At 60.7% G+C, this 14,602-nt stretch carries 10 protein-coding genes; 6 read left to right on the top strand and 4 right to left on the bottom strand.

Going from position 1 to position 14,602, the window contains the following annotated elements; translation table 11 throughout:
- Positions 1-111 precede the first annotated feature (111 nt).
- The 3 genes from ligA to ACK509_RS00895 all read left to right on the top strand — a co-directional run bounded on the left by ligA (position 112) and on the right by ACK509_RS00895 (position 3,524).
- Positions 112-1,854: an ATP-dependent DNA ligase LigA gene (gene ligA / locus ACK509_RS00905; protein ID WP_410764585.1), complete on the top strand. Its 1,743-nt coding sequence runs from the start codon at positions 112-114 to the stop codon at positions 1,852-1,854.
- A gap of 56 nt (positions 1,855-1,910) precedes the next feature.
- Positions 1,911-2,621 carry an MBL fold metallo-hydrolase gene (locus ACK509_RS00900; protein ID WP_410764584.1) on the top strand — a complete coding sequence of 237 codons (711 nt, stop codon included), beginning with the start codon at positions 1,911-1,913 and terminating at the stop codon, positions 2,619-2,621.
- Positions 2,622-2,690: 69 nt separating this feature from the next.
- The gene (locus ACK509_RS00895; RefSeq protein WP_410764583.1) at positions 2,691-3,524 is read left to right on the top strand and encodes an alpha/beta fold hydrolase; all 834 of its coding nucleotides are present in this window, start codon (positions 2,691-2,693) and stop codon (positions 3,522-3,524) included.
- A gap of 21 nt (positions 3,525-3,545) precedes the next feature.
- Here ACK509_RS00895 and ACK509_RS00890 read toward each other — a convergent pair whose 3' ends face one another.
- Complete coding sequence (locus ACK509_RS00890; RefSeq protein WP_410764581.1) at positions 3,546-4,646, bottom strand: DNA topoisomerase IV subunit A; 1,101 nt, start codon at positions 4,644-4,646, stop codon at positions 3,546-3,548.
- Positions 4,646-7,039: a DNA topoisomerase VI subunit B gene (locus ACK509_RS00885; protein ID WP_410764579.1), complete on the bottom strand. Its 2,394-nt coding sequence runs from the start codon at positions 7,037-7,039 to the stop codon at positions 4,646-4,648. Before ACK509_RS00885 ends, ACK509_RS00890 begins: the two co-directional genes overlap by 1 nt.
- A 191-nt stretch (positions 7,040-7,230) precedes the next feature.
- On the opposite strand from ACK509_RS00885, the gene gyrB reads away from it, so the two are divergent.
- Both gyrB and gyrA read left to right on the top strand, forming a co-directional pair.
- Positions 7,231-9,150: a DNA topoisomerase (ATP-hydrolyzing) subunit B gene (gene gyrB, locus ACK509_RS00880; protein ID WP_410764578.1), complete on the top strand. Its 1,920-nt coding sequence runs from the start codon at positions 7,231-7,233 to the stop codon at positions 9,148-9,150.
- A 1-nt stretch (position 9,151) separates the two neighbouring features.
- Positions 9,152-11,734, top strand: a complete 2,583-nt coding sequence (gyrA, locus tag ACK509_RS00875; protein ID WP_410764577.1) for a DNA gyrase subunit A — start codon at positions 9,152-9,154, stop codon at positions 11,732-11,734.
- Between the two features lie 30 nt (positions 11,735-11,764).
- Here the strand turns inward: gyrA and ACK509_RS00870 are convergent, their stop codons facing one another.
- Together ACK509_RS00870 and rocF are read right to left on the bottom strand one after the other, a co-directional pair.
- Positions 11,765-12,235 (bottom strand): NUDIX domain-containing protein, encoded by a 471-nt coding sequence (locus ACK509_RS00870; protein WP_410764576.1) that lies wholly within the window; start codon positions 12,233-12,235, stop codon positions 11,765-11,767.
- On the bottom strand, positions 12,235-13,068 hold the full coding sequence (gene rocF, locus ACK509_RS00865) for an arginase (protein WP_410766227.1): 834 nt from the start codon (positions 13,066-13,068) through the stop codon (positions 12,235-12,237). Before rocF ends, ACK509_RS00870 begins: the two co-directional genes overlap by 1 nt.
- A 204-nt stretch (positions 13,069-13,272) precedes the next feature.
- Between rocF and ACK509_RS00860 the strand changes: the two genes are divergently transcribed.
- The gene (locus ACK509_RS00860; protein WP_410764574.1) at positions 13,273-14,589 is read left to right on the top strand and encodes a TIGR00341 family protein; all 1,317 of its coding nucleotides are present in this window, start codon (positions 13,273-13,275) and stop codon (positions 14,587-14,589) included.
- Positions 14,590-14,602 lie beyond the last annotated feature (13 nt).

Below are 14,602 nucleotides of genomic sequence, written 5' to 3'. Positions count from 1 at the left end.
TGAGACGCCAAAGCCCTTGAATTTCCCGGCAGAAGAACCCTGTGCGAGTGAATTTCACACCTTCGAATATTGTCGAGGGGCTTTTGCTCTGGGGGGCGATACAGTCGCCCGATGGAGTTCGCCGAGTTCGCCGACCGCGTGGCCGAAATCGAAGCCGAGAGTGCAGACCTCGGCACGGTGTCGCTACTTGCATCTCTCTTCTCTGATTCCGAAACCGACCTCGAAACCGTCGTTCGCTTTGTCCAAGGTCGGGTCTTTCCGGCGTGGGACTCGACGACGCTCGATATCGGGCCACGCCTCTGCCACGAAGCACTCGCTCGCGCCGCCGGGCCGAACGTCTCTGCGGACGACGTGGAAGACAAACTCGCCGAACTCGGTGAAATCGGCGCTGTCGCCGCGAGCTACGACTTCGGCGGCCAGCGCGGACTCGCTGCCTTCGGCGCGGGCGGCCAAGACGGACTGACCGTCGCCGAACTCGATAGTGAACTGCGTGACCTCGCCGCCGTCTCGGGGGCCGGAAGCGAAGATACTAAGCTCAAAATCCTCTACGGTCTGTTCAATCGAACCGACCCCGACGAAGCACGATATCTCGCTCGTCTCGTCCTCTCGGAGATGCGTATCGGCGTCGGCGAAGGGAGCGTCCGCGACGCAATCGCCGAGGCGTTCCTCGTTGACTCGGACGACGCCGCCGCCATCCGCGACGACGACGAAGACGACGAGGCGGTCGCTGCGGCCCGTGAGCGCCGTGACGGGCACATCGCAACCGTCGCGCGCGCACTCCAAGTTTCGAACGACTACGGGATGGTCGCCGCGCTCGCCCGTGACGAGGGCGCAGACGGACTGAGATCGGTTCATCTCGAAGTCGGTCGTCCCGTACAGGCGATGCTCGCACAAGCAGGCACGGCCGCGGATGCGCTCGAAGCGTGGGAAACCGTCGGTGTCGAGACCAAATTCGACGGCGCACGCGTACAGGTCCATCGAGACGACGAAGGAACCGTCTCGCTCTACTCTCGTAACATGGAAGACGTGACCGATGCGCTCCCCGAAGTCGTCGAATACGTCGAAGAGGCGGTCGATTCGCCAGCGATTCTCGACGGCGAAGTCGTCGCACTCGACGACGACGGCGAACCCTTGCCCTTCCAAGAGATTCTCAAACGATTCCGCCGCAAGCACGACGTGGCGAAGATGCGCGACGAGATTCGTGTCGAACTCCGCGCGTTCGACTGTTTGCACGCAATGGGCGAGGACTTGCTCAACGAACCACTCACCACTCGTCACGAACACCTGGCCGACGTGCTTGGTGACGATTCGAAGGCAGTTTCGGACCTCTTGCTCTCCGACGACGCCGACGAAATCGCGGCCTACGAAGCCGATGCGCTCGAAATGGGTCACGAGGGAATCATGCTCAAGAACCCCGACGCGTCCTACTCGCCCGGGGACCGTGGGAAGAACTGGCTGAAACGCAAACCCGACGTGGAGACGTTGGACCTCGTGGTCACGGGTGCCGAGTGGGGTGAAGGCCGCCGCGCGAAGTTCCTCGGGACGTTCCTCCTCTCGGCACGCAACGACGGCGAGTACGAGACACTCGGAAAGGTCGCAACCGGTATCACCGACGACCAACTCGTCGAACTCACCGAATTACTCGAACCCGAAATCGAGCGCGAATCGGGCAAGGAAGTCGATATTCGGCCCTCGGTCGTCTTCGAAGTCGGCTACGAAGAGATTCAGGAATCACCGACCTACTCCTCGGGGTACGCGCTTCGCTTCCCGCGATTCATCTCGGTTCGTGAAGACAAGACCGCCGAAACAGCCGACTCGTTGGAGCGCGTCGAACGACTAGCCGAGTCGCAGTAAGGCAATATCGAGTCGCAGTAGTCGCGTTTTTTGCGCAGGCGAGTACACTAGCAGACATGTCCATCAAACACGACGGCCTCGACGTGTCATGGCTCGGCTACGCAACCGTCCGAATCGAATCGCCCGATGGCTACGTCCTCTACCTCGACCCCGGTCGATACGGCGTCCTCGACGACTACTACGCCCGCGACGGCGACCTGATTTTGGTCACCCACGACCACCACTACGACTCCGACGCTATCGAGCAGGTAGCTGACAAAGCGGCGACTGTCGTCGCCTTCGAAGGCGTCGATGCGTCGAACATCGACCGCGACGTCGTGCCGGTCGAAGAACTCCCCTACGACACGCGCCGAATCGGCGAAGAAGCCCACCTCACTATCGACGAGGTGGACGTGTGGAGTCTCCCCGCCTACAACGAACCCGACGGCCCGCACCTCCGAGACAACGGCGAACCCTATCACCCTCGTGGCCTTGGCTGTGCCTTCCACGTCTCTATCGGCGGTCGAACCATCTTCTGGCCCGGCGACTCCGACGCACTCGACGGCTTCCGTCACCTCGAAGTCTCGCTCTTTCTCGCCAACATCGGAGGCACCGTCGTGATGGACCGCCACGAGGCCGCAGACCTCGCCGAAGCATTAGACCCCGACCTCGTGCTTCCCATCCACTACAACACGATTCCCATCCTCGAAGCCGACGAAGACGCCTTCGTCCTCGACATCGCCAAGCGCGGCATTCCAGTCGTCTTGGACGACCCGACACAGCAGTAACCGGGTAGTCTATCGGCACAGGTGTCACTCAGCAGAACGGTTTTGCGTTTTCGCCGCGTGTGTGGCTACATGGACCTCGACTACGGCATGCTCGATGGTCGGCGGCCGTACTACCGATTTGGTGACACCGATGGCGAACCGCTCGTCATTCTCCCCGGCCTCTCCGATTCCCTCCAGCGCGACGAACCGAACCGCGGAACCGCGATGGCACTCACCGGTCTCTATCGCGCCTTTCTGGACCGCGATGTGTGGGTCGTCGGCCGTCGCCGTCACATCCCCGCCGGAACGACGACACAAGATATGGCGGCGGCCTACGCCACTATCATCGACGAACACGACCTGTGGCCTGCGGACGTGATTGGCGTCTCACTCGGTGGTCTCGTCGCCCAGTATCTCGCCGCCGACTACGCCGATTACGTCGATTCGGTCATTCTCGTCTCCTGTGGCTCGCGGCTCGGTGGCTACGGCGAAGAACTCGCAAAACGCTGGCGGACGATGGCCGGTAAAGGCGAGTGGAGCGAAGTCATCGCCGACACGGAACGCAAATCCGCACCGGGCTATCAACGACAGGTTCTCCCATCGATGATTCGCGTCGCCGGGCAGTTCGTAGACCTCCGGCCCGAAGTCCCCGCCGACGTAGTTCTCTCACTTACCGCTGCGCTCGAACACGATTCGCGAGAGATACTCGGAGGCATCGACGCACCGACGCTCGTCGTCGCGGGCGACCGCGACCGACTCTTCCCCGAACCACGTGTGCGTGAACTCAAGGATGGCATCGAAGATTCGACGCTCGCGCTGTTCAAAGGCGAAGGCCACGGACTGGCGACGCGGAAGCCAAAACGAGTAAACGATATTTGTAGCAGGTTCTTCGACGGGTTCCGGGGAGACGGACTGTACCCCTAATCCAGCGGGAAACGTCCCACCTCAGATAATTCCCATCTCTTCGAGACGGGTCGGCAGGTACTCGTCGGTCACGAAGTCCAGGCCACGTGCGGCGAGTGCCTGCTGTTCTGCCTTCTTTCCGATGTCGAGTTGGAGTTCGATTTGCTCCTCCCAGTAGTCGGTCATGAAACGCGGGTCATCTAATTCAGATTGGAGCGCGTTGATGTCCGAATCCGCCAGCGGGTCGGTCGGGAGGTCGTAATCGACGATATCTTGCGGTTGGATGCCGACGAATTTCGCTTCCGGAGTTGCGAGGTACTCCGAGAGGTGGGCCGACTTGATAGACCCGTAGGCGACAGACCCGAAGATGCGGTAGGACCACGGGTCACCGTCTGTAAAGACCACGACCGGAACGTCGAGTTCGTCGTGGAGACGCTTCGTAATCCGGCGCGTCGCGCGTGCTGGTTGGCCGCCGAGGTGGACGACGAGCGTGTTGTACTCCTCGTCGAAGCCGTTTTCCACGAGGCGGTCGCGCATCCCACCGGTCTCGACGCACATCACGAAGTCGATGTCGTGTTCGAGGAATTCGATAGTGTCTGGGTTGTTCGGAATCTGGTAACCGCCCTGCCCCACGTCCAGTTGGCAGTGAATCTCGCGGTCACCGCGGTTCGTCTGCTCGCGGATTTTGAGTGGGCCCATGAGTTTCGCACCCGACTCTTCCGGGCGCATGTGGAAATCCTCACGCGTCACTTTCGAGACGATTTCGAGGTCTTCGATGAGTTGGTTCGACTCGTCTTGGCTCGAGAAGTGGGCGTCCTTGGCGTCCCACGATTCGGAGAGGTAGTACAACTCACGAAGGGTGGACGAGCGGTCCTCGTCCAGTTGGCGGGCGAGGAATTCGATTGTGTAGGTCGCCTTCAGGAGCTTTTGTGCCCCGCGGACGCTGTTGGCAGACCGTTTGGACGTTCGGTCGCCGTAGACCCAGACGTGTGAATCCTCGTCGTACTCGATGTTGCTCTTCGTCCGCGTCGGGAGTTCCATCGTCGGAATCTCCCCCGCGACGAACTGGTCGTAGAAATCTGCCGCGAGGTCGATGAGTCGCTCGCGGGCGAGTTCGTCGGAGTTCTGCTTTTTAGATGCCATTATGTGTTCACCGTGAGTTTCTCAGCTTCGACGCCATCGACGTTGATGTCGAACGACGTGTCCTGTTCGACCGTGTAGGTGAGCGTCTCCGTCTCACCGGACGACACCTCGGGGTTCCACTTGATGAACCACTCGCCGTCGAGGTCTACCACCTGCGCTTCGCCGTTGAGTCCACCCGGTTCTGCGGAGACGATTTCCGTGATGTCGGGCGATTCGTTCGTACTCGAATAGTTCTTGACCGACAGCGTGACCGTCCCGTCTTCGACCGTTCGCTCGATACTGACGTTGTTCATGATGCGAGCGAGCGCACCGTCGATGTTCGGTTGCTCGTTGCCGGTGACTTCGGCGAGTTTCGTCGCCATCTGCGGGAGGATGCGCCCGATAACGTCCTGTTTCTGGCGACGCTTCTGGAGCGAGCGTCGTTTCTTGAGGTAGGATTTGAGTTCGCGCGAGGCCTCGCGAATCGCGAGTTCGACTTCGTCGCGAATCGCGGGCACGTCGGCGAGTGCGTCCTTGGATTCGCTCGTGAAGGGAACGTTCGTGGAGGCGACGTGAACCATGAGGACCGCCGGGCCGTTCGGCATGCCGCTGCCGCCGGGTTGGTCCAATCCATAATTCCGCCAGCCAATTCCTTTCACGACTTGCGTGATAGCACACGCCCCCTGCTGGTAGACGAGGGGAACGCGATTTGCGAAGCGAAGGAGGTCTATTTTTCCTTCGGCCTTGATATCGCCGCCGTAGGCGATACCGGCCTCGACGATGAACGGGTCGCCGCCGTGGACTTCCGCATCGCGTGTTGCCGCGGCGTAGAAGTCAGCGTCGAACTCCTTTTTCAGGCCTGCTTCGACCAGTTCCGAGGTAATGGGTGACAGGCAGTCGGTCGGCGGCGCGAGGATGTCTGCTTCGCGCATCGCTTCGAGCAAGTCGCGGGCGATGTCGCGGTCGTCGGAGATGACGCGAACGGTCGGTACGTCGTCCGAGACGGTGCGCATCCGCGACCAAATCGCATCGACGACTTTCTCTTGTGCCGTCTCGCCGTAGGTCTCGTCTTCGCGTTCTTTGGTACGCTCTGCGGCCCAGAGAACGAACTCTTCGATGTCACCTCTCGAAGCACGGTCTTTCTCGTCGGTGGTCTCGGCGAACTGCGTCGAAAGCGAGCGCGCCATCGACGACTTTCCGGCGTCGTCTTTCTGCGTGGAGGTCACGCCGTCGATGATGGCATAGAAGTCCGCTTCGCGCGATTCACAGAGGACGGGCCACACTGCCTCGATGACGTTTTCCTGTACAGTGTCGCCGAAGGAGGTGTCCGTCTCTTCGCCGACGCTGACTGCGACGTTCGAGACGATAGTCACGAGTTCCTCGTGGGCGATTCGGTCCTTGCCGACGATGGTGTCGGTCAGTTCCTCGGCGAATTTGGAAGTTGGGCCGTGGCCTTTGTTCGAAACGGCGTCTTCGACGACGGCGACGAGTTCGTTTTGGCCCTTTGCTGGCGTCTTCCACGTCATCTCGCGGCCGAAGTGCCGGTCGCGGAACGAGTTGACGATTTTCTCGGAGGTCTTTGCGCCCACACGAGTGAACTCTTCTTGGAGGAATCCAGAGACAGAGTACGAGTCCGTCGCGTTGAGCATCTTCAGGAGCGTCCCAAGTTCGACCCCGTGCGGGTGTGGGCGAATCTCCTTGGTCTGGCGTGGGAGTTGGTCCGTCGCGCGCTCGAACTTCATCGGCTCTTCGAGACCGGGTTCCCGAAGTTCGATGCGGGCGTGTGGGTTCACGACTGCCGTGTGCTGGATGTAGTCGTGAAGTTGCTGGCGAGCGCGCATGTTGGCCTCCATCTCGACTTCGATGCGCGTGCCGTGCGGGCGGTCCCACGAGGTGGTTCGTGCGGTGCGGATTTCGGGTTCGTTCTTGTCCGTGTCGATGACGAGTTCGAAGTACTCCGCGTCTTGGGAGCCCTGAGTTCGACTCGTGATTTTCGCGGGCTTCCCGCTCGTCAGTTGGGAGTAGAGAACTGCCGCAGAAATACCGATACCCTGTTGACCACGTGACTGTTCGCGGGCGTGGAAGCGCGAGCCATACAGAAGCTTCCCGAACACCTTCGGAACCTGCTCTTTGGTGATGCCGGGACCGTTGTCCTCGATGATGAGGCGATAGTAACTGCCCACCTCGGAGATTTCAACGTAGATATCTGGTTGGATTCCAGCTTCCTCTGTGGCGTCCAACGCGTTGTCGACTGCCTCTTTGACGGCAGTGACCAACCCGCGGGCTCCGCTGTCGAAGCCCAACATATGCTTGTTTTTCTCGAAGAACTCGGCGATGGAGATCTCTCGCTGGCCTTTCGCCAGCTCCTCTGCGATCCCCTCTTCCTCACCGAGCGTCGATTGGAACGACGTCATTTCCTATGGCGCTTGTACCCAGTCCCGATTTAAGAACTCACCGGCACCGGAGTGAAAGTGAATATGGCCGCCGAGTCACCCGAAATACACGCACGTTGCCGAGCGACACTTCGGGAAAGCGACTGTTTAGTAAGTAGTTCGCGCCCGCGCGTGCGAGCCTTTAAGGGACGCGCTATCCTAGGCCACTTCAGATGTCACAGGAAAACGAGTACGGGGCCGGACAAATTCAAGTCCTCGAAGGGCTTGAGGCAGTCCGCAAGCGTCCGGCGATGTACATCGGGTCTACCGATTCCCGTGGTCTTCATCACCTTGTCTACGAAGTCGTTGATAACTCGATTGACGAAGCACTAGCAGGGTATTGTGACGCTATCGAAGTGGCCCTTCACGAAGACGGGTCCGTCAGCGTCACCGACAACGGCCGCGGTATCCCGGTGGATACACACGAACAGTACGACCGACCAGCCCTCGAAGTCATCATGACGATTCTGCACGCGGGCGGGAAGTTCGACAACAAATCCTACCAGGTTTCTGGTGGTCTCCACGGCGTCGGCGTCTCCGTCGTCAACGCGCTCTCGACGACCCTCGAAGTCGAGGTCAAGCGCGACGGCGGCGTCTACGTCGATACGTTCGAACAGGGCGAACCCGTCGAAGGTGCCTTCGAGAAGGTTCGCGACCTCGAACCCGACGAAGACACTGGGACGACCATCACCTTCTGGCCGGACGACGGTATCTTCGAGACGACGGAGTTCGACTTCACGACGCTCGAAAACCGCCTCCGTGAACTCGCCTTCCTCAACTCTGGGGTCGAAATCACGCTCCGCGACGAGCGAACCGAACAGGAGTCCACCTTCCTCTTCGAAGGCGGTATCCGCGAGTTCGTCGAGTATCTCAACGAGACGAAGACGCCGCTCCACCGCGACGTCATCTACTACGAGGACGAGTCCGAGGGCATCGCCGTCGAAATCGCCATGCAGGCGACCGACGAACTGCAAGGGTCGATTCACGCCTTCGCCAACAACATCAACACCCGCGAAGGTGGCTCACACCTGACTGGTTTCAAGACGGCACTCACGCGCGTCGTCAACGACTACGCGAACTCCGAGGACATGCTGTCGGACCTCGACGGCGACAACCTCCGCGGCGAGGACGTCCGCGAAGGCCTCACCGCAGTCATCTCCGTCAAGCACCCGGACCCGCAGTTCGAAGGGCAGACGAAGACGAAACTCGGCAACTCGGAAGTCCGAGGCATCGTCGAGAGTATCACTCACCAACAACTCGGCACCTACTTCGAGGAGAATCCCGACGCCGCACAGGCAATCATCTCGAAGGCAGTCGAGGCCGCCCGCGCCCGCAAGGCCGCAAAGCAGGCCGAAGAACTGACGCGACGTAAATCCGCACTGGAATCGACGTCGCTGCCGGGCAAACTCGCCGACTGTCAGTCACGCGACCCCGCAGAGTCCGAACTCTTCGTCGTGGAGGGTGACTCCGCAGGTGGCTCTGCAAAGCAGGGCCGTGACCGCAAGTTTCAGGCGATTCTCCCCCTGCGCGGGAAGATTCTCAACGTCGAAAAACACCGTCTCGACCGAATTTTAGAGAACAACGAGGTTCGTGCGCTCATCACCGCCATCGGTGCAGGCATCGGCGACGAGTTCGACATCGAGAAAGCGCGGTACCACCGCATCATTCTGATGACTGACGCTGACGTTGACGGCGCACACATCCGGACGCTGCTGTTGACGCTACTCTATCGGCACATGCGCCCGCTCATCGAGGCAGGCTACGTCTATGCCGCCCAACCGCCGCTCTACCGGGTTCGCTACCGTGGGAACACCTACGACGCGATGACTGAGGCAGAACGCGACCGGATTATCGAAGAGAAGTGCAACGGCAACCCAACCCAAGTCCAGCGATTCAAGGGTCTCGGTGAGATGAACCCCGACCAACTCTGGGAGACGACGATGAAGCCAGAGAACCGCGTTCTCAAGCAAATCAACGTCGAGGACGCCGCCGCCGCAGACCGGATGTTCAACATCCTGATGGGTGACGCAGTCGGACCCCGAAAGGAGTTCATCAAGGACCACGCGAAGGACGCCGAATGGGTAGACATCTAAGATGAGTTCAGACGACGCATTCGAACCCGGCGCGGGCATCGCGGCGGAAATCAAGAGTACACGTATCGAACAGGAGATGGAGCAGTCGTACATCGACTACGCCATGTCCGTCATCGCCGGACGCGCCCTTCCTGACGTCCGCGATGGTCTCAAACCCGTCCACCGACGCATCCTCTATGCGATGCACGAAGCGGGCGTGACCGCAAACTCCTCGCACCGCAAGTCCTCCTCTATCGTGGGCGAGACGATGGGTGACTACCACCCGCACGGTGACTCCGCCATCTACGACGCACTCGCGCGTCTGGCACAGGATTTCTCCATGCGCTACCCGCTCGTGGACGGGCAGGGGAATTTCGGTTCGGTTGACGGCGACCCACCGGCCGCGATGCGCTATACGGAAGCGCGGATGGCACCCATCGCCGAGGAACTCCTCGCAGATATCGAGAAGGACACCGTCGATTTCCAATCCAACTACGACGACCGCAAGCAGGAACCGACGGTTCTCCCGTCGTCGTTCCCGAACCTGCTCGTCAACGGGTCGTCGGGGATTGCAGTCGGGATGTCCACCAACATTCCGCCGCACAACCTCGGCGAAATCATCGACGCGACGGTCGAACTCATCGACGACCCCGACGCGACCGTCGAAGACCTCATGGAGTACGTCAAGGGGCCAGACTTCCCGACGGGTGCGAACATCGTCGGTCGAAACTCCGTCCACAGGGCGTACAAGACGGGTCGCGGTCGCATCCGCGTCCGCGCCGACTTCGACGTAGATGAGGAAGCAAACCGCATCGTCATCAACGAATTCCCGTTCCAGGAGAACAAGGCGCGACGCATCGAGCGCATCGCCGACGACGTGAATGCGGGGAAAATCGAAGGAATCCGCGACATCCGCGACGAGTCCGACCGCGACGGGATTCGTGTGGTTATCGAACTCAAGCGTGGCGCGATAGCCGAGGTTGTCAAGAACCAACTGCTCGACAACCACCTCGAATCGACCTTCGGGATGATCAACCTCTCGCTGGTCGATGGTCAGCCTCGCGTTCTCACGCTCAAAGAGACGCTCGAAGAGTACCTCAACCACCGACGAGAGGTCGTTCGCCGACGCTCCGAGTACGAACTCGAAGAAGCAGAGGACCGCGCACACATCCTCGAAGGCCGCCTGAAGGCACTCGATAACATCGACGACGTCGTCGAAGCCATCCGCAACTCCGAGAGTCGTGACGACGCAAAGGCCGCATTGCAAGGCGAAATCACGGTCGAAGTCGAGGGCGAACCACTCCCATCGTTCGACTTCTCCGAAGAACAGGCCAAGCACATCGTCGCGATGCAACTCGGTTCGCTCACCTCGATGGAGACGGCGGAACTCGAAGACGAGTACGAGGAGGTCCAAGCGACCATCGAGCGACTCGAAGCCATCCTCGGCGACGCGAGCGAACTCGACGCAGTCATCAAGAGCGAACTGCAGGACATCAAAGACGAGTACGCCGACGACCGGCGGACCTCGTTCGTGGCCGACACCGGCGAAGTCACGCGTGCAGACCTCATCCCCGAAGAAGACGTGGCCGTCATGGTCAGCGAAGACGACTACATCAAGCGCATGCCAATCTCCCGATTCCGCGCCCAGCGTCGCGGCGGGAAAGGTATCATCGGGACCGATCTAAAAGAAGGAGACAGCGTCTCGTCGGTGTTCGTCGCCAACACCCACGACGACCTGCTGTGCTTTACCAACCACGGACAGGTCTACCAACTCAAGACCTACCAGGTCCCGGAGATGTCGCGCACCGCTCGCGGCAAATCCGCGGTCAACCTGCTGGACTTCGACGACGGCGAGGAGATTACCGCCGTCGTCAACTGCGACGACTTAGAGGAAGTCGATGGTTACCTGACGATGGTCACCCGCAACGGGTACATCAAGCGCACCAGCGTCGATAAGTTCCAGAACATCCTCTCGACCGGTATCATCGCTACGAAACTCGACGATGGCGACGAACTCGCCGACGTGGAGGTTACCGACGGCAGTCGCGACCTCGTCATCGGCACGGAGGGTGGCATGTCCATCCGCTTCGACGAGGACGAAGTTCGCGCCATGGGTCGCTCCGCACGCGGTGTTCGCGGCATCAAACTCGCAGACGACGACTTCGTCGCGGGCGTGGCCGCTATCGACGAAGAACACCACAGTTGGGTGCTTACTGTCACCAAGAACGGCTACGGCAAGCGCACCAATATCGACGCCTACCGCGCGCAGTCGCGCAACGGCAAGGGCCTCATCGACATCAAGGCCAACGAGCGAAACGGCCCGGTTTGTGCAATCAACACCGTCGGCGCGGGCGACCACCTCGTCGTCATGTCCGACGACGGCCAAATCATGCGCACGGGTGTCGAAGAACTCTCGACGGTCGGTCGCAACACGATGGGCGTCATCGTGATGGACCTCGACGACGGCGACTACGTCTCCTCTGTGGACGTGATTCCCGCGTCGATGGTCGGCGAAGGCGAAGAGGCTGAAGACGAGGAAGCAGAAGCAGAAGCAGAAGCAGAAGCAGAAGCAGAAGCAGAAGCAGAAGCAGAAGCAGACGAATAACACTCCGCAAAACGCGGATTTTTCACTCGGTTACTGTTCGACAGACGCAGGCTCTTTCGTCAAGTCGTAGGTGTAATGCCGCGATTTGCGGTCTTCGAGCCACTGGCGGAGGGGTTCGACGCGCGGGCGGTAGGTGAGCAGATTCCCGAGTTCCGACAGTGGGAGGAACGTTGCTTCCTCGATTTCGTCGTCGGGGTCGTTCGGCGTTGGTTCGGCAGTCGTGTCGGTTGCGACGGCGTGGTAGAACCGCTGGAGGTAAATTCGTCTATCCGGTCCGCGAATCTCGGTCGTAAAGGCGAGCGACTGCACTTCGACTTCGATGCCGGTCTCTTCGGCGGCTTCACGAGCGGCGGTTTCGGCGAAGAACTCACCGGGTTCAGACCCTCCTTTCGGGAGCCCCCAGCGGTCTTTTTCGTAGACAGCGAGGACCGAGTTGCCGCGGAGGACGACGACACCAGCGGCCAAGTCGTGCGGCGCGGGTTGTTGTCTCGGAGCCGACATCAGAGGATGCGCTTTCCGAGCGCACTGGCCGCGAGTTCGGTTGCGAGTTGGGCCGTCTCGTTGTGCTGGTCGAGAATCGGGTTGACTTCGACGAGTTCGAACGAGCGCATCGCGTCGCTCTCGGCGACGATTTCCATCGCTTCGTGTGCCTCGCGGTAGGTCGCACCGCCGCGAACAGGCGTCCCCACACCGGGGGCTTCGCGGGGGTCGAGCCAATCGAGGTCGAGGCTGACGTGGACGCCGTCGGTGCCGTCGGTTGCAACGTCGAGCGCATCACGAGTCACCTCGACGATGCCGCGTTCGTCGATATCTGACATCGTGTAGGCCGTGATGTCGCTGGCGCGAATCGCCGCGGCTTCGGTGCTATCGACGTCTCGGAGTCCGACGATGGCGACGTTCTCTTGTTTCAATCCGTCGGCGTTCGCCCACGGGGTGTCTTCGAAGTCACCGACGCCGAGTGCGGCGGCGAGTGGCATGCCGTGGACGTTGCCGGAGGGCGACGTTTCGGGCGTGTTGAAATCACCGTGTGCGTCGAACCAAACCACGCCGATGTCGGCGTCGCGCGCGCTCCCAACCATCGACCCGATAGCGATAGAGTGGTCGCCACCGAGGGCGAGTGGTGTCCAACCGTCTGCGAGGGCCGTCGAAACCGCATCTGCGAGCGTGGTCGTCACCTCTTTGACTTCCTGGAGGTGCTTCGCATTCGTCGACCCAGCGTCGGGGTCGCGGGTCGCGAGGTGGGGCACCGTCAGGTCGCCAGCGTCCTCGACCGATACGCCTGCGGACGACAATTGGTCCGCGAGACCAGCGTATCGAATCGCCGAGGGACCCATGTCGACGCCACGGCGGTTTGCGCCGTAGTCGGTCGGTGCGCCCAAAATTTTCACGTTTCGTTCCATGATTTTCCCTCTCGGTGAGGGACTTTAGTGGCATCGAAACACCTACTCAGATGGACACATCACACTGAAAAAATATTCAGGGTGGGAAAGAGTCAGCGGAGACACACATTTTAGCGAGTCGTCGTCGTCTCTGTAGTTATGCGCCTGCTCCAACTCCGTGTCGAACGCGACACGCTCGATTCCGTACTCGACGCGCTTCGGGGAGAAGACGTCGACCCAGTCGTTCTGCCGACGTACGATTCCGAATCATCCGGCGAGGGGACGAGCAGGTATCTCGTGGTGTTTCCGCTCCCCACAGAGGCAGTAGACCGCATCCGTGAGGCCCTCGAAACGGCGGGATTCGAAGAAGAACACCTCATCATCGGAACGGCCGAATCGGCGAAGACACCCAACTACGAACAACTCATCGACCGCTTCGTCGAAGGCGACGAAGAGGAAGAGCGTATCTCGAACGAAGAGATTCGAACGAAAGCCCGTGATTTGCACCCGCAACCGACTGCATATTATGGGATGACAGTTCTGAGTGCGCTCGTTGCAACTGCGGGCCTCTTACTCGATTCACCCGCACTCGTCGTCGGGTCGATGGTGATTGCCCCACAGGTCGGTGCCGCCTTGACCGGGAGTGTCGGTCTCGCGTTGGGCGAGAGCAGCATGTTCAGGTCGGGGCTTCGTTCGACCATCATCGGTTTGACCGTCGCTATCGTGACCGCGGCAGTACTCGGTTGGGGACTCAAAACTGCGCAGTTCGTCCCCACGATGCTGAGCGTGACCACTATCGAGCAAATTGCAGGCCGAACGTCGCCGGGATTGTTGACCCTCCTCGTCGCACTCTGTGCCGGTGCGGCGGGAGGAATCGGCCTCGCCACCGAACTGCCAGTCTCTATCGTCGGTGTCGCCGTCGCCGCCGCAACCGTCCCAGCGGCCGCGGCTATCGGTATCGGGGTTGCGTGGCTAATTCCGGCGGTTGCGATTGGCGCATTTACCCTGCTCGCAGTCAACGTCGCGGGCATCGTCTTCGCTGGCACACTCGCGCTGTGGTATCTCGGCTATCGACCCACGTTTTGGGAGGTCACCGACTCGACGCGCGAGCGACTCGAAGCCATCTTCTCGGACCGGGCGACGTGGGTTGCGCTCGTGTTTCTGCTCGTGACCGCACTCGGGCCGGGCGCACTGCTCACGACACACATCGCCTTCGAGAACCAGACGACGGGGGCAGTCCAGACCGTCCTCGACAATCCAGAGTACGAGGCACTCGACCTCGCGTCGATTCGTGTCGAGTTCGACACACTCGGTGTGGGGAACGGTCCTCGTGAGGTGACCGTCACAGTTCGCCGCCCGGAAGACGCAGCGTATCCGGGCTTGGCTACGCAACTCAGTCAGTCGATTACCGAGGAGACGGGAACACAGGTCGGCGTTATCGTCGAATTCCAAGAAGAACAGCGAGTGAATCAGTAGCCAGCCACGCGCG

The organism is Haloferax sp. DFSO60 (genome assembly GCF_046557615.1).
In the GTDB taxonomy this organism is placed as follows: Archaea; Halobacteriota; Halobacteria; order Halobacteriales; family Haloferacaceae; genus Haloferax.
This window is presented reverse-complemented; position numbering and strand designations above follow the sequence as displayed.